The organism is Bacillus stratosphericus (genome assembly GCF_020524495.1).
Classification (GTDB): Bacteria; Bacillota; Bacilli; order Bacillales; family Bacillaceae; genus Bacillus; species Bacillus stratosphericus_B.
The window spans coordinates 1-24,657 of sequence record NZ_JAIVLB010000036.1; the positions used below are offsets into that span (position 1 = coordinate 1).

Here is a 24,657-nt window from a genome sequence, read left to right on the forward strand (position 1 = left end):
TTTCGCCATGATATTGATACTTTCTGACCCAATATTGAAGTATACTTTTGTTCACGCCAATCTGTTTTGCAATTCTAAGCAAGCTCCCACGGTCAATGAGGTATCGTTTTACCGCTTTGATTTTATCTTCAATTGTAAATTTAGCCAAAGAAAAGCACCTCCAAATGTTAGACTGTGTCTAATATTTGGGGTGCACTTCAAATGCGGCTGCTTTTTATTATGCATCGCTAGTTTCCCGCAGTTGCTTCGGAGACATGCCGATTTTCTTTCGAAAGACTTTATTCAAGTAATTCGCATTTAGGTAGCCGCACTGTATGGCGATTTCTTCAATCGAATATTTCGTTGTTTTCAGTAAAGTTTCCGCCTTTTCTAAACGAATATTGGTTAAATAGTGAATCGGTGTGAAGCCAGTTGCCTTTTTGAATTCCCTCGTAAAATGACTTTTGGATAAACATGCCGCAGCTGCCATATCGTCAGGGCCGATTTCCTCATGAAAATGATGGCTTGCAAACAAGGCCGCTTGGACGATGGACTCAGGCCATTTTTCCATTTGTCTCTCAAGCTTTGGCAAATATGAATAAAGTTCCATGACAAATTGATAAGCAAGGCTAGACCCCTCAAATGGATTGGTGATCCGTCTTTCACTGGCTTCATCATAAATTTTCTTTAGCAGGCGGATCGGTTTGGAATTTGGATGAAAACGCATGACCTGCTTTCCTTGATCCATAAATTGATCAAAGCAAAGATCGCAGGCTTCCCCGTAAAGGATCAAATACATAAATTCCTAATTGTCACTGCCTTCTGGAAAATAGTATTGATAGGCACTTGGGCATTTAACCAGAAAGGCCTGTCTCGGCAATACTTTGAAACGCTTCTGTCCAATTTCAATCATGCCATGTCCAGACAGTGTGAGTTGAAAGATGCACTTGCCCTGATCCTTTCGCTCTACGCCATTCCAGCTGTATAACGAAGATGACTGAACTTCCCAGCCAACAGACCATATTTGCGCCGGCAATGTGACATCAGAATGGTGAAAACGAAATGCAAATGCTTCCTTCTTCAAATCGGAAATCTCCCTTCACAGCAAAAAACAACCTTTTTCTATTTTGAACCATCGTACACCTCATATCACATCGTACCATTGGCAGCAAAAAAAGGGTACTTTTAACGTTTTTTACCATCTAACATCTGAAGTTGAGGCCACTAAAATAAGATTATCAGAAAAGAAAAGGGGATTGGATATGATCGATACGTTACGAGCGGCCCCTGAAAGCAGTATATTTTCTGAAAGATGATAAAATGGTAGAACTAGGCCCTCTCATGAAGGTATCTCATCTTTCTTTAAATAATGATAATGAAGTGACTGGACTTGAACTAGATGTACTTGCAGAAACCGCTTGGCGTCACCCTGGGACGATTGGTTTCCTTATGACAGATGCGGGCTTTGGCGGCTGCACAAGAGAATTAACGAAGGAGGAACTTTGATGACAATTTTAGTTTGTGGAGGAGCAGGTTTCATTGGCAGTCATGCGGTAGCGGCTCTTTTAGCTAAAGGAGAACAAGTGGTGATTGTTGATAATTTACAGACAGGTCATAAAGAAGCTGTTGTAGAGGGAGCTGTATTAGAAGAGGGAGATTTAAGAGATCAATCTTTTTTAAGACAGGTTTTTCAAACGAATGAGATTGAAGCGGTCATGCACTTTGCTGCAGATTCACTTGTTGGTGAGAGTGTAAAGGAACCGTTAAAGTACTATGACAATAATGTCGGAGGGGCAACTGCTTTACTTCAGGTGATGAATGAATTTGATGTGAAGAACATCGTGTTTTCTTCAACAGCAGCTACATATGGAGAACCAAAGCGTGTACCAATCGTTGAAATAGATGAGACGACCCCAACGAATCCTTATGGAGAAACGAAATTAGCGATTGAAAGAATGTTGAAGTGGTCTGAGCAGGCTTATGGCATTGAATACGTTGTACTTCGTTATTTTAACGTAGCTGGTGCTCATACAGAAGGGCTTGTCGGTGAAGATCATCAGCCAGAGACACATCTGATTCCAATTATTCTCCAAGTAGCTTTAGGGAAACGTGATCAGATCATGATTTATGGGGATGATTATGAGACAGAGGATGGCACTTGCATTAGAGATTATATTCATGTGATGGATTTAGTTGAGGCGCACATCTTAGCGGTTGATCGTCTGCGTCAAGGAAAAGGAAGTGCGACGTATAACTTAGGGAATGGCACAGGCTTTTCGGTGAAGCAGGTAGTAGAAGCGGCAAGAGAAGTGACGGGTCATGCCATCCCAGCACAGGTGGCAAAAAGACGGGCGGGAGATCCGGCAAAGCTGATTGCTTCTTCTGAAAAGGCGCTGCAAGAATTGGGATGGAAGCCTCAATATGCAGACCTCCAGACAATCATTCAAAGCGCGTGGCATTGGTTTCAGAAACATCCAGAAGGCTACCAGGCAGGCAAGAGGGGTACAGAGGGAATGGAGATGGATATTTTCGGAAATATGGAACAGACTGATTCAATACAGGATAGATAAGGAGCTTATAACGCCACTAGGTATTGATTATACGAGAAATCGACTGCATGAGGTACTCGGACTCGATGACGCTGAAGCGAGAACGGTCTCAGGTGGAAGACATATTAATGCAAATGCTGGAATGGGCAGTAGTCTCATTCCTGAGGGGCAGATACGAATCGTGATTTACTAGATGCAAAAATCATGGGCTGTTTGGTGGCGCCTTCAAGTGTCATCTATGCGATGTTTGAAGAGAAACGTCATCTTGAAGGACCAAAGGCCGCCACAAGCTGGTTCTATGAAATGCAGGAAATGGAAGAAAAACAGCTCGACGGTATCCGGATTTAAAAAGCGAAAAAACTATACCAAGGAGCGTGTAAAAACGGGCTTTGTAACTAGAGAGATCATTACAGTTATCAAGTGTTCACCTGGAATCCTTCATTGCCTGGATAAAAATCAGAGGATACGATCATAGTAGAGAGAGAGAATAATCGCTTTTTAACCTATACGGGCAAGTAGACGTACATGAACATCGAACATGAAGGGAACATTTATAGATGAACTGACATATTGGTGAGGGAGGAATAAATGCAGAATGCCGGCGTTAAGCCGGCTTTTTGTTGGAAGTCTTTAGTGAAATTCCACTCATTTATCGCCATTACCAATTTTTACAGCGCATAGGCTGAGGATCGATACTTTTTTCTTGTCAACTTGTGTTAAAATGAGTAAGATTTTTGTTAAATGTGGGGTTACCTATGTTGGCATTATTCACCTAGATAAAATTTTATTAAGTTAAATTGAAATTCCACCAAATTTTTTTATTGTGGTAAACCTAATTTGACAGAGTTATTGATTGCATGCCCTTTACCTTCTAATCTCAACTTTTCAAATTTATAGAAATTTATTGTTTATGCAATAATATAAATTTATGTCGAATTTATGACATTTTAATAGAAATCAGTTGAAAATTAAATGAACTTTTGAAAAAAGGGAAGCTAACTCCTACAGATTTTGATAGCATGAAAAATGGAAGAAAAGTTTTCGAAGGCAGATGGCTTTTCACAAATATTCAGCAATTTATACATTATTTAAGGAAGGATGGTGATCTTCTTGTTCAGAGCCATTAAACCTATGCTTTTATTAGCGATGCTCTTGAGTGTTTTTGTATTAGGAGGTTGCAGCAATATCGCTGTTTTAGATCCTAAAGGACCAGTCGCAGCACAACAAAAAGACTTAATCCTTTTATCTATCGGATTCATGCTCTTTATCGTTGGTGCGGTATTTATACTGTTTACCATCATTTTGGTTAAATATCGTGAGCGTAAGGACGTTGGAAACGCCTCTTATAATCCAGACCTACACGGCAATACGCTTTTAGAAGTTGTCTGGACAGTGATCCCAATATTAATCGTTGCTGCCCTTTCAGTTCCAACAGTAAAAACAATTTACTCTTTGGAAGAGGCACCTAAAGCAACAAGTCATAAAGATCCACTTGTCGTTTATGCTACAGCAGTTGATTGGAAATGGATTTTTAGTTACCCAGAGGAAAATATTGAAACAGTGAACTACTTAAACATTCCAAAAGATCAGCCGATTTTATTCAAAATCACTTCCGCTGATACAATGGCATCACTATGGATTCCTCGGCTAGGCGGGCAGAAATATGCGATGGCTGGAATGGAAATGGAACAGTATCTTCAAGCTGATAAAGTAGGCACATACGAAGGAAGAAATGCCAACTTCACAGGCGAGGGCTTTGCTCAGCAAAAATTCAAAGTCAATTCGATGACGCAGTCTGACTATGATAAATGGGTAAATAAAACGAAAAAAGAAGCACCAAAGTTAACCAAGAAAACGTATGATTACTTGATGCTTCCTGATGGTGCAGATGTGCAGACATTCTCATCAACACACTTATCTTTTGCGAAGCATGGAGAAGATTCGGAATATGCACTCCAAGCACGCAAACGTTTAGGTTACCAATCAGTTTCTCCGCATTCTAAAACAGATCCTTTCGAGAATGTGAAGAACTATAAAAGAAAACTAGAAACAGAATAAACTGACTAAAGAAAGGAGGAGGCCGTTATGCATTTAAAATGGGATGAGTTTTTTGTAACTGGAGACCCATTAATTCTTGGTGCGCAAATTTCTATCGCTCTTACTTCCATTGCCATTGTTTTTGTTTTAACCTACTTCAAAAAGTGGAAATGGCTCTGGAAAGAATGGTTAACATCAGTTGATCATAAAAAGTTAGGGATCATGTATATCCTTGCTGCTGTGATTATGTTCTTCCGCGGTGGGGTAGACGGACTGATGATGCGCGCACAGCTGGCGCTTCCTAATAATACGTTTTTAGATTCCAACCACTATAATGAAATCTTTACAACACATGGTACGATTATGATTCTCTTCATGGCGATGCCATTTTTAATTGGTTTAATCAATGTTGTTGTGCCTCTTCAAATTGGCGCACGTGACGTTGCATTTCCGTATTTGAATAACCTTAGCTTCTGGACATTTATGGTCGGAGCGATGCTGTTCAACATTTCCTTCGTTATTGGAGGATCACCAAGTGCAGGCTGGACTAGTTACATGCCGCTCGCCGGAAATGACTTCTCACCAGGACCTGGACAGAACTACTACTTGCTCGGACTCCAAATTGCAGGTATTGGTACACTGATGACTGGTATTAACTTCATGGTGACCATCTTAAAAATGCGTACAAAAGGTATGACGCTTATGCGTATGCCAATGTTTACATGGACAACATTGATTACGTCTGTCATTATCGTTTTCGCATTCCCTGTTTTAACAGTTGCTTTAGCACTTATGACATTTGATCGTTTATTCGGTTCTGCATTCTTTACTCTCGAAGCAGGCGGTATGCCAATGCTTTGGGCGAACCTTTTCTGGATTTGGGGACATCCTGAGGTATATATTGTTATCTTACCTGCTTTCGGTATTTTCTCAGAAATCTTTGCGACGTTCTCAAGAAAGCAGTTGTTTGGTTACAAAGCGATGGTAGTATCGATTGTGGCAATCTCTGTTCTTAGCTTCATTGTGTGGGTTCACCACTTCTTTACAATGGGGAACAGTGCAGCGGTTAACTCATTCTTCTCGATCACAACAATGGCGATATCTGTACCAACAGGTGTCAAAATCTTTAACTGGCTCTTTACGATGTATCGAGGCCGTATCAGTTTTACATCACCAATGCTTTGGGCACTTGGTTTCATCCCGAACTTCGTGATCGGTGGTGTAACTGGGGTTATGCTTGCGATGGCAGCTGCGGATTACCAGTACCATAACACGTACTTCCTAGTATCCCACTTCCACTATGTATTAATCGCAGGTACTGTATTTGCTTGCTTTGCTGGTCTTGTTTTCTGGTATCCAAAAATGTTTGGCTACAAGTTAAACGAAAGAATCGGCAAATGGTTCTTCTGGGTATTCATGATCGGATTCAATATCTGTTTCTTCCCGCAGTACTTCTTAGGACTGCAAGGAATGCCAAGACGAATTTATACGTACGGACCAGAGGATGGTTGGACTGCACTAAACTTTATTTCAACAATTGGTGCATTCATGATGGGTATCGGATTCATCATCCTTTGCTATAACATTTACTACAGCTGGAGACATGCGAAACGTGAAGTGTCTGGAGACAGCTGGGGAGAAGGACGTACACTTGACTGGGCGACGTCTTCTGCCATTCCGCCGCATTATAACTTTGCAGCACTTCCAGAAGTGACAGCACCAGATGCATTCCATCATTGGAAGCAAAACAATGTAGATGTTCATCCTGAAAAAGAATTCAAAAAAATTCACATGCCGCACAATTCAGGCAGACCACTGATCATGTCTGTATTCTTCGGAATCGGTGCATTCGGTCTTGTATTTGAATGGTACTGGATTGGCGTAATCGGCTTAATCGGTGTATTCGCAACAATGATTTTACGTTCATTCGAATATGACGATGGCTACTATATTCCTGTTGAAGAAGTGATTGAAACAGAGAAAAAGAATAAGGAGGCGCAGGAGTAATGGGACATAATGATAGCAGCTATGCAAATGCACCGCTTGAATATCAGTCTGAAACGGGACGTTTAAACATCCTTGGTTTCTGGATATTCCTTGGTGCGGAAATCGTGTTGTTCTCAACACTTTTTGCGACCTATTTTGTTCTTCATGGCAGAACAGCTGGTGGCGTTTTACCAGCTGAGCTATTTGATATGAAGCTTGTATTAATCATGACATTCTTGCTATTGGTAAGTTCATTTACATGTGGGATTGCCGTTCATGAAATGCGCCGTGGAAGTACAAAAGGAGTTGTCATTTGGACGATTCTTACACTGCTTCTAGGTGCTGGCTTCGTTGGCTTTGAGATTTATGAATTCTTCCATTATGTACATGAGGGTGCAAGCATCCATACAAGTGCGTATTGGTCTGCATTCTTTGTCCTTTTAGGAACTCACGGATTACACGTATCGATCGGTATCTTCTGGATTACCGGTATCTTGTTCCAAATTAAAAAACGTGGATTAACTCCACAAACAGCAGCGAAGATCTTTATCTCAAGTCTATACTGGCATTTCCTTGATGTTGTATGGATTTTCATCTTCACAGCTGTGTACTTGATCGGATTAGGGGGGCTTTTGTGATATGGTTGGAAAAACACATTCCTCAGCAGAGCACGAACACTTCCCTTGGAAACACGTAGTCGGCTTCATCTTATCCATTGTGCTAACAATCTTAGCATTTTGGATTGCCATTGGAGCTGAAATTGGCAGTGCCGCAAAACTATGGATTATCTTTGGTTTTGCATTCATTCAAGCATTCTTGCAGCTATTCATGTTTATGCACATGACAGAAAGTGAGAACGGGACTGTTCAAGTCGGAAATACCTTGTTTGGCCTATTCTGTGCAATTATCTTCGTCATCGGATCTGTTTGGATTTTCGCGGCTCACTACCACCACGGTGAAAACAGCAAAGACGGATATTCACCGTCTGCGCCAAAACAGTCTGAGCATTCAGGTCATTAATAAAAAACCACTCATCTATGAAAGATGAGTGGTTTTTAAAATGATTGTGTATAACGCTTCCAATTGGTGGTGCGATATCTATCTGCTGCTGAGTCTTTTGCGAATGAATGGAAGACCATAGATGAGGAACGCTGCAATATGAGCAAGAATCACGTTAATGGCAAAGAACGCAATCATGAAGGTATGTCCTGTTGGAGATAAACTACTTGTCATGTAAAGACCGAAGAAAATCCACATAATCAAAATGGGTGGAATAGATGCCAATGCAATTTTTCTGTTTTCTAGCCATAAAAACAGGGGTGTAGCTGTTGCAATACATAGGTACGCAAAAAACATATCCATCGTATCCAACTCCTTTGTAAGTTGATGTTCAAATCAAATGAGAGGTCAGGATGCAATTGTGTCTGTTTTCAGGATATATTGTGAACTTTTTGTTACAATGATTATACCACAATTGACTATGAAGTAAACCCAACCATTGGAAAATAGGCCTTATTCCACAGAAAATGGTTTTTTCTTCATGCATCAGTCTACCTTATGCTGGCTTCATGTTTGCTTGTCCTATCATCACATAAGTCATTGTATTTTCCCCTTGAAATCTGTAAAATAATCTTTTTAAAGGACTTGTGATCGGTGAAATGAGAGAAAGGTGTTTTTCCCCATTTTTAGAATGAAAAGTATTTCATTTTTTGAAAATTGAAATGGAACTTTTCGGATGTATCTTCCGTCATATTTAAGGTGAGTTGCTTTTGTGAAAATTTCAATCTAATATGAATAAGGCTAATATAAATAAGGGCTTTTATGTTTTGTAATAAGGGTGGTTAGTTCATGAACAAGCAGAATACATCTCCTTACTATCAGGGAGATTTGATTTTTATATTTCTAGCCTTCTTTTCGATCAGTGTCATTGCCATTTATGCTGCAGGTCAATTTGGGCAGTACGGATCTAATGCATGGACCAGACAGATCATTTACTACATGGTCGGGGTCATATGTATTGTAGCCATTAATTACTTTGACCTGGAGCAATTAGAAAAGCTGAGCTTATATATTTTTATAGGCGGCATTATGCTGTTAATCCTTCTTAAAATCGCACCTGCACAAATTGCTGGTCATGACTTTGCGCCAATTAAAAATGGTGCAAAAAGTTGGTTTGTGTTACCGGGAATCGGAACATTTCAGCCTTCAGAGTTCATGAAAATTGGATTGATTATGATGCTCGCATCTGTCATTGGGAAGGCAACCCCTAGAGGTAAACGGACATTAGAAGATGATATTTTTCTTCTATTAAAAATTGCCGGGGTATCTGCTGTACCAGTTGGACTCATCTTTTTGCAGGATGCAGGTACGGCTGCAGTATGTATGTTTATTGTAATGGTCATGGTATTTTTGTCAGGGATCAATTGGAAGTTGATCTCTCTCATCGGTTCAGTGGTTGTGCTATTAGCTGCCGCGGTGTTAGCTGTCATCATTCTATTCCCTGATTTCGCGCAAAAAATTGGAATTCAGCAATACCAAATCAACCGGATTACGGCCTGGCTCCCTGACAGTTCTAGTTCAGCCAACCAAGCGCAGACACAGGATGCATCTGGGTCTGATAAATATCAAGTGGATCAAGCCATTATGGCCATTGGTGCAGGTCAAATTTTTGGAAATGGCATTAAAAATTTAAAAGTCTATGTCCCAGAAGCACAAACAGATATGATTTTCTCCATTATAGGAGAAGCCTTTGGCTTTGTGGGCTGTGCATTTGTTGTGATTATGTTTTTCTTCCTGATCTACCGGCTTGTCGTGCTGATCGACCGTATTCATCCTTATAGCCGATTTGCGTCATTTTTCTGTGTAGGATATACAGCAATGATTGTGATCCATACATTCCAGAATATAGGGATGAACATAGGCGTGATGCCTGTAACAGGGATTCCACTCTTATTTATCAGCTTCGGGGGAAGCTCAATTTTATCTGTTTTAATTGGATTCGGTATTGCGTATAATGCAAGTGTTCAATTAACCAAATATCAAAGTTATTTATTTAAATAAAATGGGGAAGGGGCAGTCTAACACAGACTGTCTTTTTTGTGCAGTTCTAATTCTTGAAAGGCGATCTATCTTTGTCTTATGATAGAAGGAGTGAAGGAGGTCTTCTAATTGAACCAAACGATAGAAACCATATTAAATCATCGGTCCATCCGTTCGTTTACAGACGAGCGTCTGACTAAGGAAGAGGTGCTGTTACTTGTGAAAAGTGCACAGGCTGCTTCGACATCAAGCTATGTGCAGGCGTATAGCATCATTGGTGTAACAGATCAGGAGAAAAAGGACAAGCTTGCTGAACTAGCAGGGAATCAGCCATATGTTGAGAAGAATGGGCAACTCTTTGTCTTCTGTGCAGACCTGAAACGTCACGATTACATCGCTCAAAAAGCAGGGAAGAACCATCAAGAAGCACTTGAGAATACGGAAGCTTTTCTTATTAGTGTGATTGATGCGGCTTTAGCTGCGCAAAATGTCAGTGTAGCAGCAGAATCAATGGGACTTGGCATCTGCTATATCGGCGGACTGCGTAATGAGCTGAAAGAAGTCTCTGAATTACTTGAAACACCTTCCTATGTGCTTCCGTTATTCGGTCTAGTTGTAGGGCATCCAGCCAATCAATCATCACAAAAGGAACGGCTCCCAATTGAACTGATTTATCATGAAAATTCATATGAGCAAGATGAAGCACATGTGGATCGTTATTTAAAAGAATACGATGAACGCATTTCAGCATATTATGAAGAACGAACAAACGGCGAAAGGAAAGATACTTGGTCTGAGCAGATGATTCGACGCTTCAGCAATCCCAAACGAGCCTACCTTAGCGAATTTGTCAAAGAGAAGGGTTTTAATCGAAAATAAATAGGACATCCCCCTTTCTATCATAGCATCACTTTTCAAACTGGCTTGCAGGATCGAGTCCAGAGGTGCTTCTCGGCCATTTATCAGCCGTTACGCCACACATACGCATTGGCTCAGGCGGAATCATTCTTCCCCACTTCGGTGTCTGTAAAGTTGCAGAGAACTTCAGAGTTCTCCAAGCATTAGCTCTGGACAGAATAGACCTTGGGTTTGGCGTGCTCCTGGAGGAATGCCGATCTCTTCCATTGCACTCATCATGGAGAACGAAAGCGCCTTGGTGATCAATATCCTGAGCAGGTAGAAGACATGCTTGATGAAAAGGATGAGGCTGTTTCGCGTGTAAAAAGGTAATCAAGGTGTTCGTCAGAAAAACAGTAGTAAAAAAGAAACAATCCATAAGAATATCAACATCAATCTCTTTTTCCTCCATATATGATAGAAAAGCCTTGATGAGCTTATCCGCTCATACAAGGCTTTTTATGTGATTCTTATTTATTCAAGGTAAATTTCGAAAGGTTCTTTCGTTTGAACGGTATCTGATTTTCCTTTCAGGCTCGCATACGCAAGCATTGTATATTCACCAGCTTCTAGCTTTTGACCTTGATTGATGGTGCCATTCCATTTCAATCGCTGCTCTCCTTTATCAACATGTTGATAAACACCTGCTTCGCCTAAATACTCTCCATCCGTAGAATAGACGAGGAATGCGAGATTTTCAGCACCGCCAGGGAGATAGCTGCTAATGACATAGCTTCCAGCACGGTTGTCCGGTTCTACGGAAACAGAAGTGACGCGTGGGTAATCAGGCTCTTTCACAATCAGTAAAGTAGGAATTTCAGTGACCTTTCTGCCATTTTCGCGAATCGTGATACTGCCTTGGTACGTTCCTTTTTTGGTTTTTGCGTAATTCACTTGTACCGAGGAAGTAAAAGATTTAGTAGAATTACCTTTCACTGTGATTTTTTTCGTTCCGTTTGGATTGATGCCGTTGCCATCGAACTTGTAATCAAGGGTATAGGTTTTTGGTGTTCTTGAAAGGTTTTCTACTTTGAATTTCTTCGTTTTGATTTGAATGCCCTTTTCTTTTAAGAAAGTGCCGTAAGAATAGCTGGCATCAGAAACGATAGAAGACGCTTGAAGTGATTCGATGATTCGAACACTTCCTGTTCCCTGTGTGTTGTGAGGGAATGGATTGCCATTTGTGTCAGACAGTTTTTCCGCTGTATTCATTAGCAATGCTTTGATTTGTTCAGTAGAGTACGAAGGGTTTGCTTGCTTAATAATCGCTGCTACTCCTGCCACATGTGGAGATGCCATGCTTGTTCCTTGCTTAGAGCCATATCCATACGGCTGAGAAGGATCATGAGTCGGGATTGTACTCACAATGCTAACACCAGGTGCTGATAGATCAGGCTTAATCATCCACGTATCCACAACAGGCCCGCGAGATGAGAAGTCAGCTATTTGCTCACGTAGTTCTTTGACAAATTGAATGGAGAAAGTCGTTGTATTATTTCCAGCCTTAATGGCTTTAACGAGTGCTGTTCCCTCAGCTTTTGAAAGCTTAATCGTAGGAAGAGCAAGACCCGGTACATCAACTGGAATTTCTCCATCGGTATTGTTATACATTACAACGCCGATCGCACCAGCGGCTTTTGCATTTTCCACTTTATCAACAAAGGCGATGGTTCCGCGTTCAATCACCGCAACCTTTCCTTTGACATCGATGTTTTCAAATGCTTTTTCGTCACCGATACCCGCTTGGACGAGTGAGACTTGTTCTTGGTCAAGTGCTTTTAAATCACTTTCTTGGTAGTAGCCCATGATTTTTGCAGTAGAATAGGAAGGGAATTTCACGTTGTATAGACTGTACGGAAGCTGAGTAGCTCCGACAGAAATGGCATCTCTTGACGTACCAGGAGAACCGACTGACCAGTTGTTCGGACCGCTGTTCCCATTTGATGTGACAGCGACAACGCCTTCAGACATGGCCCAATCCAGTGCAATACTTGTAGCATAATCAGGGTTATTGACACTGTTTCCAAGAGATAGGTTCATGACATCTGCGCCATCAGTGACAGCTCGGTCAATACCAGCAAGTACATTTTCAGTAGTTCCAGAACCACCTGGTCCGAGTACACGATATGCAAGAAGGGTGGCATCCTTTGCGACACCTTTAATTTGTCCATTCGCCGCAATTGTTCCTGCCACGTGTGTACCGTGATCTGTGGATTGGCCTCTAGGGTCTCCTTTAGGCGTCTCTTGTGGAGAATAATCTTGATCGACAAAATCATAGCCTTTGTATAAACCGAAGTTTCCTTTTAAATCAGGGTGGGTATAGTCTACTCCAGTATCAATGACAGCGACTTTTACCCCTTTTCCAGAATAGCCTGCATCCCATGCTTTTGGTGCACCGATAAATGGAGCGCTCTTATCCATAAGGGGAGAGACATCCTCATTTGGGAGCTGAACACTTTCTTTTTTCACTTCATCTGTTTTATATGTAACATCCGGGTAAACTGCTTTTACTCCGTCAACTGCGAGCAGCTTCGGGATTTCGTTTGCAGGAAGTTTCATAGAGAAACCAGAGAAGACCTTTTCATATTCTTGACGAACGCTCGCTTTATCTACCTTTTTGAGTGCTGCGTTCTTTACTTTTGTTCGAGATCTTTTAAGAGAGGCTTTCGTTTGTGCTTCGCCTTCTTGTTTGGATACAACTAAGGGTTTTTTCTTTAATTCAACAATGATAGTGGTGTGTTTTTTAGAGTTGACATTGATTTCACCGAAGATTTCTGCTTTTTCCAGTTCCACCTGCTTGTTAGATGGAGCGGCAGTAGCGTGTTGCCCTGAAAAGAATGTGGATAAAATAAAAAAAGTGGAGAACAATAGAACAGAAGAACGAGAGATTCCTTTTTTCAATTAATTTTCCCCTTTCTAGCAGTTTTTAGGGAGATAGCCTTTCTTTTTGTGAATAAATAGGAAAGATTCACTGCCCGTTATTAAGTATTCAATACGATGAAAACAATTCCTTTACTAAAATGGACTTATTTTACAAAGTTATAAAGAAGTATTTTGTTTATAAAGTCACACACAGTAAGTTATTGATAACTTGATTATTCAGATGTTTATATGGAAAACAAACAAAATCACATACACTAAATCTAGTGAGAGGGTGTTGATATGTGGATAAACCCTATTGGTAAGGTGTGCTTATCCTTGTGATAGTGTGTGTATAATTTTTTAGTGAAACATCATGCAACGTGATGAACTTCTGCACTTTTCAACAAAACTTCTGAAAACTAGTTGGTTTTTTCACCCAGATTGTGACAAACATCGCTTTTTTCTCGGGATATGATAGGAGCAGTTGTTTTGCTAGAGTTGCTAGATTCTAAGAAAAGCGGGGGATGTTCAGTGAAGAGATGGAAGAACTGGTTGAGTGTATGGTTTGGTTTCATAATGAATGTGCTTGTGAATCCCGGTGTGAGGATGAAGCAGCAAGGGTTTAAAGCGGCCATAGTGGATGTTGGATTCTTTCAAGTAGTGAAAGAGAGACAGCAAGAGAAGCTGGCAGAGGGAAATAAGAAGAAGTGCGGGGCGGAAATCGAGTTTCATCAAAGTCTGTTAATGCGATATGAGAAGACGACGAGAGAGGCGCGTGCTGGTCCACTCTTACCTTTACAGAAGAGGTGAAACAGGGTAAAAACCCCACATAAGAAACGTTATCTTGTGGGAGAGGATACCCCTTAAAGATATATAATATATTGAATAACAATGCAGTGGGAGTAAAGGAGGGAGATCAGGAGAAAATTGTGATGGTGCCCTGAATTGCTTTTCAGAAGGGAAAAATGACGTCGTTCCCGTTCAAAAATTAGAGAAAATATTTGTAGTTCGTGAGGAAAATGAGAAATTCAAACAAATTCTTGCGACATTGCCGGAAGCGCATATTGAGGTGGCAGATGATCAGCTATGCAGAGGGTGAAATCATGATGCCGCTCAGTGATCATATCCACATATCACTGACAGACCATTTATCCTTCGCATATAATAAATTGCTTGGTGAGATCAAAGTCTTATATAAGCAGAATAAGAAATTGGAAAGTATGCCATTCGTTATGTACAGGAGCGTTGGGGTTGAACTGCCGGACGATGAGGCAGGATATGTGGCACTTCATATTCATACGGCCAAATGAATATGGAGTCCATGAAGAAGGCGGTCAAATACACAACGATGATCAAAGAAATGATCGAGCATATTGAAAGCTATTTTGAGCCTCGATTGATGAGGATAGCATTTCCTATCAGCGGCTTGTGACACATTTGAGGTATGCATTAGGCAGGTTGGAATTGAATGAAGCATTTCAAATCATGGATGATGACATGCTGATTTTTATCCAAACAAAGTATGATTTGGCTTACCAGTGTGCGCTTGGACTCGCTGATGTGTTAAAAAATCAATATGGACTTCATCTCCCTGAATCGGAGATCGGCTACATCACGCTGCATGTCCAGCGTCTGCAGGATGCCGAATTGGTTTAATGTTGTGCCTGTTCGCAGGCTTTTTTTTATGCATACGACTCTTCTTAGTGTATATGGGTCAAAATATAAAAAGGTTGAGACCGGTCTTACCTCTGATGCGTTAGACAATTGGACAATTCAGGGCATCATAACAAGCAGTGGAAAAAGCGGATTAGGGGATTTTGGATATATATGCTTATTCAAAAGCAAGTAAGTGATCTTCAAACGATGTGGACAATGAACAAGAGCATGTATTTCATATTAAGCATTCTGTTCAATCCATTCCTGTATTGCTATATTTGTGCGGCTGCCCGTATCATTTAAAATAGAAATTAGAGAGATCGATTCGAAGATTAATCAAGAAATTCGTGAAGTGGAAATAGAGGAATTACAGGACCTTCATAATTTTATCGATGCTTCATCGATTGAGATTTTTGTAAACGGAGGCCGAGAAGTATTTACCACATGTAATTTTCCTTCCCCGGGAAATAAATCAATCTCGATTAGTAGCAAAGCCTAAACTGAAGACATGGCATTTACAAAAAGAAGCAGGTCGTTGATCTGCTTCTTTCTAGTGAGATCAGCCTGTATCTTAGAGCCTATAGAGCGTAGAATCAAGGGTTGCCTCAGGTGGTGAGAAGCGGTTTGATGACGTTTTGCATATATGATACCAGGTTGAATTATGGTATCATTTTAAAATATATACAGCTGAGGCTGACGTTTATTCAAATGCGGTAGGACAAAAAGGGGTTGTTTACTTGAATTCAAAACAGCAACCGACGACTAGAAAACGCTTGAAGACAATGGCAGATCATGTTGAAGATAAACGTGAAGAATATAAAGAAATGCTGATTCAAGTCCAATCTATTCTCGGTGAACCTTCTTTAGAGCAGGAAGAATTAAAAGAGAAGCTGTCAGATACGTATAAACAAATGAAAGAATATGCCTTATTTGTTGAATCCATTGAAGCCTTTATTCGAAAAATGGCGAAAGAATCGGATCAGCAAAAGTAGTAAAGCCAGATTGCGAGTGATGTAGATATGTCTTAGCTTAAATACAGGAGAAAAGAAATAACACAAGAAGACAATGATTTGAGTCCTGTTTATTTAGGCTTTCAGTTCATGCTGTTGCCCTTGGTGTTTCATTCTCGACATCACCTTTCAAAAAAATCCTAGAATTGATAGAGTCAGTACTTTTATATACTTATGAGTGTAGCAATCATAGAGGTTATGGGAAGGAAACATCAAAAACATACGAAGTTCTAACTCTAATTTAAAAAACGGAACTTTATATAAATGACATTTCTTTGTTTCTAAAAATAAAAAAAAGGAATCTCATTAGATACCTTGAATTCGTTTTTCCATTATATGGTTATGTTCCCCTCAGTAGCCAGTTGCTGGTTTTACCCCCAAAAGTTAGTTTGTTTACTCTAACTTTTGGGTTGTGGCATTTTATATAAGGTCTCTTTACTAAGGTAGTAGTTTTTGGATTGTCAACACTAAACTAGACAGCTTTTTTAAGGTTCCTAGACTTGTATTCAACTAGACTTAAATAGCCCAAAGTCCCATGGATTCTGATGTGGTTGTACCAGTGCACATAATCAAAAAGTTCAATATCTAGTTGTGCTTGTTTTTCAAAATGGGCATGATTCACAAATTCAGTTTTAATAACCTTAAACATCGCTTCAGCGACGGCATTATCATAAGGTGACCCTTTGAAGCTTAAGGAGCGTTTGATTTGAAAGGTTTTTAAGGCCTCATCCATCAATTTATTCTTAAACTCATTGCCACGGTCTGTGTGAAATAACTCAATATCATTCAGGTTTCCTTTAATAGAAGAAAAAGCCCGATAGACAAGCTTCGCATCCTTTCGCGGGCCAGCACTGAAACCAATTATTTCGCGATTAAAGAGATCCACAAAAACACAGATGTAGTGCCATTTTTGACCCACACGGACACACGTCAAATCACTAATCACGACTTTCAACTCTTGATCCTGATGGAATTCTCGGTTCAATTCGTTCGTCTGCTCAGACTCATTGCACGAGCTTTTCGTAGGTTTGAATTGAGCGATTGTATATTTTGAAACAAGGCCAAGCTTGTTCATCATACGGCCAATCTTTCTTATGGATACAATCCAGTCTCGCTTTCTAAGTTCAATTTTGATTTTGCGTGTCCCATAGTTTTGACGGTTTTCGTAAAAGATGTCTCGGATGACTTCTTCCAGTTCATCGTCATTTGATTCGACTGTTTTTGCTTCATAATAGAAGGTACTTCTTGGGAGATGTAGGACGTCGCACATTGCTGATACCGAGTATTTGTGACGATTATTGTGAATTACATTTACTTTCGTCCCATGATCAGCGCGGCTTGCTTTAAAATATCATTCTCCATGGCTAGGCGTTGGTTTTCTTTACGTAGCTTCATGAGCTCTGTTTCTTCAGATGATCGATTATCTTTTTCTTTGAATGAGCCACTCTTCGTAAACTGACTGATCCACCGATCCAATGAAGACGGGGTTAGTTCATACTCTTTAATAATCTCGCTTCTGGGCTTACCGTTCTCGTGTAATTGACCCATTTGTTGCTTAAATTCTTTTGTAAACGTACGGCGTGTTCGTTTGGTCATAGTAGACGCTCCTTGTATAAGGTTTTAAACAAGTCTATCTGACCTTAATTTATATGTCTAACTCAGTGTAGCCGATTCACAAGTTTTTCAGTTTCATCATCTAGTAGTTATTAAATATAGGAGATATCATATCCGTTTTTTGTTTTAAGCAAAAAAAGAGGGAACTTAGTATAAGTTCCCCTCTCAGACGTAGACAAACCCCACTTTTACTTGAAGTAAAGGTGGGGTTTGTCTACGGTCTGATGAACGAAGTTCAGTTATCCTAACATCTAATAAAAGTCCAGAGGAATGGGGAAATTTAATTGGTCACGACAGCAATTTTAGATCGTTTATTACACCGAGTAGAGGTTATTCATGGCGGAGAGAATGAGGAAAGTTATCGTATGAGAACCAGGACGAGCATATTTTCAGCAGAAGTGTAAAAGGGAAACGAGCAAAAAGTGTAAAATTCAACTTGACGTCTACAGCTGCATCTTCTCTGAAGCAAAGGGATTCAAACATCTTTGCTTTTTTGTGCTTTTATTTGAAATATTTGTTATATTTAATATATAAATCCTCAGTTGTTTGGAAAGGAGAAACATGTTACTCAAAATCGGTCTAGTTGTCTTAGGTGTGGTCATACTTTACGTGGTGGTTCAAGTCTTGCTGTATAAAAGAGATATGAAGAAAACGAAGGAAGATCTTTTGACATTTGTCACAAAAAACAATAAGGACGTATCAGTGACAATCATTGAAAATGATGATGTGGTGTTAGAATGGAATGCTGATCAAAAAACGCCACTTGCAAGTACGGTGAAATTAGTGGTTTTATTTCATTTTGTTAAAGCTGTATCCAGCGGCATCAAGCTAGAAGAAAAAGTGGCATTGTCTGATGTAGAGCGGTTTTATATTGATAGAACAGATGGCGGTGCACATAAATACTGGCTGGAAGTCAATGATTTTTCTGAACATGTGTCTTTGCTAGATGTAGCAAGATGTAGCAAAAGGAATGATGCAAGTGAGTTCAAATGCTTGTACGGATTATTTTATTGATCGACTGAAACAAGCAGGTCTTACAGAACATGATGAACTCATGCCGCTGACGCCAAAGCTTTTGTGGTCATCCTATGTATCTGATCATCGGCGGGATGCATTCAAGCAAATGAGCGGTGTATCCCATGAACAATACAAATCTCTGATGATTGAGATTTTCAATATCATGAAAAATGACCCAGAGCATAAAAAGGCGTTAGAAGAAAAAATGACGAAAAAGAACTTATTAAGCTGGCGTATTCAATCATTACTGACGCAAAAGATGACAAGGTCTACAACCAATCAATATGCACATTTTATGAAACGTCTGCAGGATGAGCTGTTAACAACAGAAGAAAAGCGTCTTTTTAGCCAAATTGTGCTCGGAGAAACAGTGATGACGGAAGCAGATCAATATTTTTGGTATAAAGGGGGTTCAACATTGTTTGTCTTCACAGCGGCTTTATATCGAAAAACGGATACTTCGTCAATGTCCATTTCTCTTTTTATCAATGATCCGAAAGCGAAAAATTCGCACTGGATTGGAGAAGTATTTAATGAATTTATGGTGACGATAGCGATGGATCGAACCTTTCGACAACAATTGATCCAATCTTTCACTACATAATCAAAAGAACAGAGGGGCGACATCCCTCTGTTCTTTATTATTTCTCCATCGGAAACGTTTTGTGCAAGGCTTGGCGTTTTTCTTTTTACTTCACTATTCCATCTACAAGCTCTTTCTGCCAAAGTTTTGTATTTTCTTTGTACGACTCAAAATGAGTGAGGCAGCTTCTTTTCTAGCTGTTGTCTTTTAAACGTGACGGATGGCTCGTCGTTAGAGTTCATCTTGAGTGTCACTTATTCTATGTTATCGACAAGAATAAAAAGTGCATTTGCGTCAATTGACGATTTCAAATTAACGAATGACCCCCCTGGAAGGTCTGATAAAATGTCGCAAATTGCTGAGTTGTCACCAAGATACGAATTTTTATCTATGTCTTCTATCCCTTTAATGTCGCTCTCTCTTTCTCGGTGGCTTGACTAATGCATGCGGACATATATACATCCATTTCTTCATTTTGCCCCTTTGCCATTTCTATATTCAAGTGTCCATTTCAACAGATCACTGATCACTTCATTTCCATTTACTGAACTGCATGTTTTGTTCAAAGCAACGAACAATACAAAGAAAAAAAGGAGTTCAGTCCATGGCAGAAGTTCTTTCATTTTATCAATTGAAAACAAAACGAGATGTCACGCTTGAAAAGAAGCTGTTGCGTACATTGTCTCTTCAACAGGTGACGGTCGCTTCCGAGAAATTCACGAGGAAGCTGTTCCCATTTGCAGATGATCCAGCTGGGATTATGAGTGATGGCTGTATCGATTTCGCCATTGAAGCTTTTTTAGCCGGTGGAAGATACGGTGAGTTAAGTAAGCACGGTGAATCGTTCGACGATATTAAGAAGCGTTCATCCCAGGAGGATGATGAGCTGATTGAGGAGTTGACAGGGTGTTTGCAATCATGGGGGAATATGTTCCGAATGGAGCGTAAGATGTCGTGTCTGTATCCATTTGCGAAGGAATTTTTAAGTAAGTGGTGGCAGGAAGGCTTTCGGGAATCAGAAAAAAGGCATAAGCTTCGACTGCACTAAGCATATTTCCAGCCCTTGTCCCATATCTATAAAATAATGGTGTATGGGAGGGACAGGGATGAAAAGAAAACTGAAATGGACAGGGTTTTTAATCGGGTTTATTGTCCTCTTATTCTTATTCAGATTTCAGTTTCTAAATGATGATTCGTGGAAATCGTGGAATTTGCCTCTTAGTGGAAAGATCATCTATTTAGATCCGGGTCACGGCGGTCCAGATGGCGGGGCCGTAGGAGGAGAGCTGCTCGAAAAAGAGATTGCACTGGATGTGTCCATGAAGATAAGAGACTATTTGCAGGAGCAGGGAGCGCTTGTTCTCATGACCCGGGAGGATGACTCTGATTTATCATCAAAGAATACAAAGGGTTATGCCCGAAAGAAAGCGGAGGATTTGAGAAACCGTGTAAAAGTAATCAATGAGTCGGAAGCGGATCTCTATTTAAGCATTCATTTAAATGCGATTCCATCGAACAAATGGAGCGGAGCGCAGACGTTCTTTTACGGAAAGTATGAAGAAAATGAAAAGGCAGCGAAGTTCATTCAAGATGAATTGCGCAGCAACCTTGAAAACACAGATCGAAAGGCGAAGCGGATCAATGGCATTTATTTAATGCAAAATGTCACAAAGCCAGGAGCTCTTGTGGAGATCGGATTTCTCTCCAACCCGAAAGAGGCGAGTCAGTTGGCAACACCTAAGTATCAGGATCAAATTGCCGCCTCCATTTATAAAGGAATTCTAAGATATTTAACAGAGCAAAAAGAGCCGCCTGAATAAAGGGCTTTTTCCTTTTGATCGCAGGAAAACAGGACAGACATTGTAAGGATATGTATGATATACTTGGAGTGTAAACGAATTCAATAAAGGGTGAGGTTCTGCTATGATCGGACAAGATGATGTGAGAAAACTAGTTGGGAAGATGGAAGAACCTTTCCTTCATATACCACTTGGTGAGCTAGATGCCATCAAGCAAATCAGCCTAAAGCCTGAAAAAGAGCATGTGAGCTTAAAGGTGGCCATTGCCAAAACCGGCACTGCTGAGCAGATGAAGCTGCAGCAAGGTATCGTACAAGCCTTAAAAGCAGCGGGTGCTAATACAGTAGGACTTCGTTTTGAAGAACTGCCTCAGGAAACGCTTGAAAAGTTTATGCCATCACAAGAAGAGGAAGAAAACCTGCTCAACTCTAAAAAACCGCCTGAGTTCTTAGCGATTGCGAGTGGGAAGGGTGGCGTTGGAAAATCAACCGTTTCCGTTAACCTTGCTGTGGCATTAGCTCGTCTTGGGAAAAAAGTCGGACTGATTGATGCTGATATTTACGGCTTTAGTGTACCGGATATGATGGGAATCACTGTCAGACCAACAGTGAAAGGGGAAAAAATTATACCTGTGGAACGCTTTGGCGTCAAAGTGATTTCAATGGGCTTTTTTGTTGAAGAAAATGCACCGGTCATTTGGAGAGGGCCGATGCTTGGTAAAATGCTAAATAACTTCTTCCACGAAGTCGAGTGGGGAGAATTAGATTACTTACTATTAGACCTTCCGCCTGGAACGGGAGATGTAGCGCTCGATATTCATACAATGCTTCCAAGCTGTAAGGAGATCATTGTTACAACACCGCATCCTACGGCTGCCTTCGTTGCTGCGAGAGCAGGTGCAATGGCACTGCAAACAGATCACGAGGTGCTTGGGGTTGTTGAGAATATGAGCTATTACGAGATTAAAAAAACAGGTGAAAAGGAATATGTCTTTGGAAAAGGCGGCGGTGACAAGCTAGCTGAAGAGCTGCGAGTATCGGTCCTTGGCCAAATTCCTTTAAGACAGCCTGATTGGAATGAAGATGATTTTGCGCCTTCCGTCTATGATGCGAGTCATCCAACAGGAGAAGTCTATCAACACATTGCCAATCAAGTCATTAAACAATTAGCAGTGATAGCATAATGAAAGCCCGAGTGGACCTTATGCCACTCGGTTATTTTTAACTGCTGCTTCCTTCGCTTTCTTGATCGTTGGAACCACTGCTGCTTTTAGTCGCTGCCTTTTTCAGCTCATCTTCGAATTTCTTCTTATAAAGAGGGCTGCTTAATGTTTCTGTAATGACTGTTTCTAAGTGCTTTCTGAACTCTTTGCTTTTGACTAGTTCACCATATTTCTTTTCCATCTCAGGATCTTTGAGAATATCCATCATTAGCTGTTGATAGTCAGGGTCCTTCATTAACTGTTTTAACATCTTTTCATGCTGTGGTTGCATAGATTTTGCGAAAGTCTCGGCAAATTTAGAATCCTCAAAGACTTTCTTCCAGAACTCTTTGCCTTTATCAGAAGTCAGTGTTTTCTCTATTGTTTTTTTCACAGTTTGTTCATCCATTACCAAAGCTTCATTCATTGCCTCGTCATTTAATAACTGTTGAATGGCCTTTTTACCGTCATCTGTTTTTAAAATATCCACGACCATTTTCTTCGTTTCGTCATAGTCCATATTAGATGAGGATTGGGTTTTGGGAGCACAAGCTGTTAGTGATAAAAGAAGAAAACAGCTCATTATACGCAAGATGCCTTTTGACATACTGTGGCTCCTTTCGTTACATGTCTTACTTTTAATATGAATGTTTCACGTGAATTTATACATAACAAAAATAGGGGTTGGATCAATTCAATGAAAAGTCGGGATTTAGTTCGTTTTTTCTTCTCTGTGTTGGCTGTTGGAGCGGTCATTACAAGCTTGGTAGGTTTTGCGCTGGAGTGGGGGAAATATCAGAAGCTGTTTGTATCGTTTGACATTCTAGAGATTGGGTCAGTGTTATTTTGGTTCATTGGTGTGGGGATGATCTTTAGTGTGATTAGTCAGATGGGGTTCGTTGTTTTCTTAACAGTGCACCGGTTTGCACTTGAGATTTTCCGATCACATTCTTTATGGAATACCATTCAGCTGTTTCTTGTGATTTTTGTGCTGTTTGATTTAGCTTATTTGCGATTTTTGTTTTTCGCGGAGAATGAATCATTTTTTCCATACTTGTGGCTACCTGTCTTTATTGGTGTGTTTGCATTGATCGTGGCTTATTTTAAACAGCAGCAGTCCTCAAAGAAAACATACATTTCCGCAATGTTTCTTATGGTCGTCATCACGTCGTTAGAATGGTTCCCGGCGCTCAGAGTCAATGAAGAGGACTGGCTGTATTTAATGCTTTTCCCGCTATTAGGCTGTAATGCGTTTCAGCTGTTAGCTATGCCGCGGTTTTCAAAGACAAAAGCTACTTAACCTCAGTTGATTTTGTTTTTGTATTAGAAATCAGCTCGCCAACCGTGACATTTTTTAAATTCTTTTCTTTTAAGTGTTTCAAGATCGCTGGTAAGGCCTTAGCGGTTTGGGTTGCTGAATCTGAGGCGTGAAGGAGAATGATGTCTCCGCTTTTTATTCGATCATTTACATTTTGAACAATCTGTTCCACGCCCGGGTTCAGCCAATCCTGTGAGTTGATGCTGTAATGTACAACGGTATAGCCGTACTGTGTTGCAATTTTCAATACTGTTTCGTTAAATTTTCCAGTTGGCGGTCTTAATAGTTGAATGTCATCTAGTCCAAGCTTTTGAAAGGTATTTTGTGCTCGGACAAGATCTCGCTTTATTTCCTTTTCTTCAAGCTGGCTATAATTTTTATATGCATAGCCAAGGCTGCCAATTTGATGGCCGTCCTCTCTAATCCGTTTCACGATATCAGGATGACGCTCAGCCCAAGAAGCAGACAGAAAGAAAGTAGCGTTCTTTATATCGTACTCTCGAAGGACATTTAAAATAGGAACAGCCTTCTCATCACCCCATCCAATATTAAAAGTAAGGGAGGCATTTTTTGATGAGGTCTCTCCTTTATAAATCGCTCGTGGTCCATGTTCGGTTTTAAATACAGACAGCGGCGGTACCTTTTGTACATAAAAAAAGCTTGCAGCTGCAAGGGCCGCTACAAGAATAAAGCCAACTTGCTTTAGCCGTTTAATAGGTAACACATATAATCTACTCAATTCAAACACTCCTGCCTTGTCCAAAGATTGTTACTTGATTGTATGCGGGACAAGGGATTGTCATGCACAATAAAACTATTTCAATAAAAGTTTTAAAAAGACGTTGACTGATAGAATGTTTTCGTGATAAATTATTAATCGTCGCTGACACAGTGACAAACACAAAACGCTTCGGGAAATAAACTTGAAAAAAGTTATTGACATAAGATGAAGCCAAATGTTATATTATTAAAGCCGCTAAGAACGGCTAAGATGATCTTTGAAAACTAAACAAGACAAAACGTACCTGTTAATTCGAGTTATTATAAAAAAATCCTATGATACTTCATAGGTAGTCAGTCAAACTGACGAAAAACAGAACTTCGGTTTTG

25 protein-coding genes and 4 pseudogenes are annotated in these 24,657 nt (G+C 40.2%); 21 read left to right on the plus strand and 8 right to left on the minus strand.

Going from position 1 to position 24,657, the window contains the following annotated elements; translation table 11 throughout:
- The 3 genes from LC033_RS17345 to LC033_RS13250 form a co-directional block, all read right to left on the minus strand.
- A partial coding sequence (locus LC033_RS17345; protein WP_226569231.1) for a transposase occupies nucleotides 1-148 on the minus strand: 148 nt, incomplete at its 3' end.
- A 69-nt stretch (nucleotides 149-217) separates the two neighbouring features.
- The gene (locus LC033_RS13245; RefSeq protein ID WP_226569184.1) at nucleotides 218-772 is read right to left on the minus strand and encodes a helix-turn-helix domain-containing protein; all 555 of its coding nucleotides are present in this window, start codon (nucleotides 770-772) and stop codon (nucleotides 218-220) included.
- A 12-nt stretch (nucleotides 773-784) separates the two neighbouring features.
- Nucleotides 785-1,063, minus strand: a complete 279-nt coding sequence (locus LC033_RS13250) for a hypothetical protein (RefSeq protein WP_226569186.1) — start codon at nucleotides 1,061-1,063, stop codon at nucleotides 785-787.
- A 236-nt stretch (nucleotides 1,064-1,299) separates the two neighbouring features.
- On the opposite strand from LC033_RS13250, the gene LC033_RS13255 reads away from it, so the two are divergent.
- From LC033_RS13255 to qoxD, 7 genes and pseudogenes are all read left to right on the plus strand, one after another.
- Nucleotides 1,300-1,485, plus strand: a complete 186-nt coding sequence (locus LC033_RS13255; RefSeq protein WP_226569188.1) for a hypothetical protein — start codon at nucleotides 1,300-1,302, stop codon at nucleotides 1,483-1,485.
- Nucleotides 1,485-2,471: pseudogene (gene galE, locus LC033_RS13260) on the plus strand (UDP-glucose 4-epimerase GalE); the annotation flags it as partial. The gene LC033_RS13255 and the pseudogene galE, both read left to right, overlap by 1 nt.
- A gap of 261 nt (nucleotides 2,472-2,732) precedes the next feature.
- The gene (locus LC033_RS13265; protein ID WP_226569192.1) at nucleotides 2,733-2,876 is read left to right on the plus strand and encodes a hypothetical protein; all 144 of its coding nucleotides are present in this window, start codon (nucleotides 2,733-2,735) and stop codon (nucleotides 2,874-2,876) included.
- A 753-nt stretch (nucleotides 2,877-3,629) separates the two neighbouring features.
- Entirely contained in the window at nucleotides 3,630-4,586 is a 957-nt protein-coding gene (gene qoxA, locus LC033_RS13270; RefSeq protein WP_226569233.1) for a cytochrome aa3 quinol oxidase subunit II, read from the plus strand.
- 27 nt (nucleotides 4,587-4,613) lie between these two features.
- Nucleotides 4,614-6,572 (plus strand): cytochrome aa3 quinol oxidase subunit I, encoded by a 1,959-nt coding sequence (gene qoxB / locus LC033_RS13275; RefSeq protein ID WP_226569194.1) that lies wholly within the window; start codon nucleotides 4,614-4,616, stop codon nucleotides 6,570-6,572.
- Nucleotides 6,572-7,189 (plus strand): cytochrome aa3 quinol oxidase subunit III, encoded by a 618-nt coding sequence (gene qoxC / locus LC033_RS13280; protein ID WP_095409857.1) that lies wholly within the window; start codon nucleotides 6,572-6,574, stop codon nucleotides 7,187-7,189. The genes qoxB and qoxC overlap by 1 nt, the downstream gene beginning before the upstream one ends.
- 1 nt (nucleotide 7,190) lies before the next feature.
- Nucleotides 7,191-7,571 carry a cytochrome aa3 quinol oxidase subunit IV gene (gene qoxD / locus LC033_RS13285; RefSeq protein ID WP_226569196.1) on the plus strand — a complete coding sequence of 127 codons (381 nt, stop codon included), beginning with the start codon at nucleotides 7,191-7,193 and terminating at the stop codon, nucleotides 7,569-7,571.
- Between the two features lie 78 nt (nucleotides 7,572-7,649).
- On the opposite strand, the gene LC033_RS13290 is transcribed toward qoxD, so the two are convergent.
- A complete protein-coding gene (locus LC033_RS13290; protein WP_226569198.1) occupies nucleotides 7,650-7,913 on the minus strand; it encodes a spore morphogenesis/germination protein YwcE in 264 nt (87 codons plus the stop codon).
- 486 nt (nucleotides 7,914-8,399) lie between these two features.
- On the opposite strand from LC033_RS13290, the gene rodA reads away from it, so the two are divergent.
- The 3 genes and pseudogenes from rodA to LC033_RS17105 all read left to right on the plus strand — a co-directional run.
- Nucleotides 8,400-9,611 (plus strand): cell shape-determining peptidoglycan glycosyltransferase RodA, encoded by a 1,212-nt coding sequence (gene rodA / locus LC033_RS13295; protein ID WP_226569200.1) that lies wholly within the window; start codon nucleotides 8,400-8,402, stop codon nucleotides 9,609-9,611.
- A 108-nt stretch (nucleotides 9,612-9,719) separates the two neighbouring features.
- Nucleotides 9,720-10,469 (plus strand): oxygen-insensitive NADPH nitroreductase, encoded by a 750-nt coding sequence (gene nfsA / locus LC033_RS13300; RefSeq protein ID WP_226569202.1) that lies wholly within the window; start codon nucleotides 9,720-9,722, stop codon nucleotides 10,467-10,469.
- Between the two features lie 26 nt (nucleotides 10,470-10,495).
- Nucleotides 10,496-10,778, plus strand: a pseudogene (locus LC033_RS17105) (LLM class flavin-dependent oxidoreductase); the annotation flags it as partial.
- A gap of 183 nt (nucleotides 10,779-10,961) precedes the next feature.
- On the opposite strand, the gene LC033_RS13305 reads toward LC033_RS17105, so the two are convergent.
- Complete coding sequence (locus LC033_RS13305) at nucleotides 10,962-13,388, minus strand: S8 family peptidase (RefSeq protein WP_226569204.1); 2,427 nt, start codon at nucleotides 13,386-13,388, stop codon at nucleotides 10,962-10,964.
- A 450-nt stretch (nucleotides 13,389-13,838) separates the two neighbouring features.
- Between LC033_RS13305 and LC033_RS13310 the strand changes: the two genes are divergently transcribed.
- The 4 genes and pseudogenes from LC033_RS13310 to LC033_RS13325 all read left to right on the plus strand — a co-directional run bounded on the left by LC033_RS13310 (nucleotide 13,839) and on the right by LC033_RS13325 (nucleotide 15,997).
- Nucleotides 13,839-14,159, plus strand: coding sequence for a hypothetical protein (locus LC033_RS13310; protein WP_226569206.1), 321 nt, complete (start codon nucleotides 13,839-13,841; stop codon nucleotides 14,157-14,159).
- 59 nt (nucleotides 14,160-14,218) lie between these two features.
- Nucleotides 14,219-15,005, plus strand: a pseudogene (locus tag LC033_RS13315) (PRD domain-containing protein).
- Between the two features lie 352 nt (nucleotides 15,006-15,357).
- Complete coding sequence (locus LC033_RS13320; RefSeq protein WP_226569208.1) at nucleotides 15,358-15,504, plus strand: GH32 C-terminal domain-containing protein; 147 nt, start codon at nucleotides 15,358-15,360, stop codon at nucleotides 15,502-15,504.
- Between the two features lie 238 nt (nucleotides 15,505-15,742).
- Nucleotides 15,743-15,997 carry a hypothetical protein gene (locus tag LC033_RS13325; RefSeq protein WP_226569210.1) on the plus strand — a complete coding sequence of 85 codons (255 nt, stop codon included), beginning with the start codon at nucleotides 15,743-15,745 and terminating at the stop codon, nucleotides 15,995-15,997.
- Between the two features lie 490 nt (nucleotides 15,998-16,487).
- On the opposite strand, the gene LC033_RS13330 is transcribed toward LC033_RS13325, so the two are convergent.
- Nucleotides 16,488-17,611, minus strand: a protein-coding gene (locus LC033_RS13330) for an IS3 family transposase (RefSeq protein ID WP_226569212.1) whose coding sequence is annotated in 2 segments (ribosomal slippage) — nucleotides 16,488-17,362 and nucleotides 17,362-17,611 — 1,125 coding nt in all. Because the reading frame shifts where the segments join, the coding sequence is not laid out codon by codon here.
- Between the two features lie 244 nt (nucleotides 17,612-17,855).
- Here LC033_RS13330 and LC033_RS13335 point away from each other — a divergent pair.
- The 6 genes and pseudogenes from LC033_RS13335 to salA all read left to right on the plus strand — a co-directional run.
- A pseudogene (locus tag LC033_RS13335) lies at nucleotides 17,856-18,033 on the plus strand (ATP-binding protein); the annotation flags it as partial.
- 157 nt (nucleotides 18,034-18,190) lie between these two features.
- Nucleotides 18,191-18,643, plus strand: coding sequence for a serine hydrolase (locus LC033_RS13340; RefSeq protein WP_226569214.1), 453 nt, complete (start codon nucleotides 18,191-18,193; stop codon nucleotides 18,641-18,643).
- Nucleotides 18,609-19,250 carry a hypothetical protein gene (locus LC033_RS13345; RefSeq protein ID WP_226569216.1) on the plus strand — a complete coding sequence of 214 codons (642 nt, stop codon included), beginning with the start codon at nucleotides 18,609-18,611 and terminating at the stop codon, nucleotides 19,248-19,250. The genes LC033_RS13340 and LC033_RS13345 overlap by 35 nt, the downstream gene beginning before the upstream one ends.
- Before the next feature lie 583 nt (nucleotides 19,251-19,833).
- Nucleotides 19,834-20,277 (plus strand): YbaK family protein, encoded by a 444-nt coding sequence (locus LC033_RS13350; protein WP_226569218.1) that lies wholly within the window; start codon nucleotides 19,834-19,836, stop codon nucleotides 20,275-20,277.
- Between the two features lie 58 nt (nucleotides 20,278-20,335).
- Entirely contained in the window at nucleotides 20,336-21,049 is a 714-nt protein-coding gene (cwlD, locus tag LC033_RS13355; RefSeq protein WP_226569220.1) for an N-acetylmuramoyl-L-alanine amidase CwlD, read from the plus strand.
- Nucleotides 21,050-21,152: 103 nt separating this feature from the next.
- Nucleotides 21,153-22,211 (plus strand): iron-sulfur carrier protein/transcriptional regulator SalA, encoded by a 1,059-nt coding sequence (gene salA, locus LC033_RS13360; protein ID WP_226569222.1) that lies wholly within the window; start codon nucleotides 21,153-21,155, stop codon nucleotides 22,209-22,211.
- A 37-nt stretch (nucleotides 22,212-22,248) separates the two neighbouring features.
- Here salA and gerD read toward each other — a convergent pair whose 3' ends face one another.
- Nucleotides 22,249-22,836 (minus strand): spore germination lipoprotein GerD, encoded by a 588-nt coding sequence (gene gerD / locus LC033_RS13365; RefSeq protein WP_226569224.1) that lies wholly within the window; start codon nucleotides 22,834-22,836, stop codon nucleotides 22,249-22,251.
- A 90-nt stretch (nucleotides 22,837-22,926) separates the two neighbouring features.
- On the opposite strand from gerD, the gene LC033_RS13370 reads away from it, so the two are divergent.
- Nucleotides 22,927-23,529: a KinB-signaling pathway activation protein gene (locus tag LC033_RS13370; protein WP_226569226.1), complete on the plus strand. Its 603-nt coding sequence runs from the start codon at nucleotides 22,927-22,929 to the stop codon at nucleotides 23,527-23,529.
- Here LC033_RS13370 and pdaB read toward each other — a convergent pair.
- Nucleotides 23,522-24,286: a polysaccharide deacetylase family sporulation protein PdaB gene (pdaB, locus tag LC033_RS13375; RefSeq protein ID WP_226569229.1), complete on the minus strand. Its 765-nt coding sequence runs from the start codon at nucleotides 24,284-24,286 to the stop codon at nucleotides 23,522-23,524. The two genes, LC033_RS13370 and pdaB, sit on opposite strands and share 8 nt — an antisense overlap.
- Between the last annotated feature and the right edge of the window lie 371 nt (nucleotides 24,287-24,657).

Excerpts from the sequence above, each read along its gene's own strand:
- LC033_RS13255 (WP_226569188.1), top strand. The coding sequence starts at position 1,300 with ATGGTAGAACTAGGCCCTCTCATGAAGGTATCTCATCTTTCTTTAAAT.
- LC033_RS13265 (WP_226569192.1), top strand. The coding sequence starts at position 2,733 with ATGGGCTGTTTGGTGGCGCCTTCAAGTGTCATCTATGCGATGTTTGAA.
- qoxB (WP_226569194.1), top strand. The coding sequence starts at position 4,614 with ATGCATTTAAAATGGGATGAGTTTTTTGTAACTGGAGACCCATTAATT.
- qoxC (WP_095409857.1), top strand. The coding sequence starts at position 6,572 with ATGGGACATAATGATAGCAGCTATGCAAATGCACCGCTTGAATATCAG.
- qoxD (WP_226569196.1), top strand. The coding sequence starts at position 7,191 with ATGGTTGGAAAAACACATTCCTCAGCAGAGCACGAACACTTCCCTTGG.
- LC033_RS13290 (WP_226569198.1), bottom strand. The coding sequence starts at position 7,913 with ATGGATATGTTTTTTGCGTACCTATGTATTGCAACAGCTACACCCCTG.
- rodA (WP_226569200.1), top strand. The coding sequence starts at position 8,400 with ATGAACAAGCAGAATACATCTCCTTACTATCAGGGAGATTTGATTTTT.
- LC033_RS13340 (WP_226569214.1), top strand. The coding sequence starts at position 18,191 with ATGTTACTCAAAATCGGTCTAGTTGTCTTAGGTGTGGTCATACTTTAC.
- LC033_RS13350 (WP_226569218.1), top strand. The coding sequence starts at position 19,834 with ATGGCAGAAGTTCTTTCATTTTATCAATTGAAAACAAAACGAGATGTC.
- cwlD (WP_226569220.1), top strand. The coding sequence starts at position 20,336 with ATGAAAAGAAAACTGAAATGGACAGGGTTTTTAATCGGGTTTATTGTC.
- salA (WP_226569222.1), top strand. The coding sequence starts at position 21,153 with ATGATCGGACAAGATGATGTGAGAAAACTAGTTGGGAAGATGGAAGAA.
- gerD (WP_226569224.1), bottom strand. The coding sequence starts at position 22,836 with ATGTCAAAAGGCATCTTGCGTATAATGAGCTGTTTTCTTCTTTTATCA.
- LC033_RS13370 (WP_226569226.1), top strand. The coding sequence starts at position 22,927 with ATGAAAAGTCGGGATTTAGTTCGTTTTTTCTTCTCTGTGTTGGCTGTT.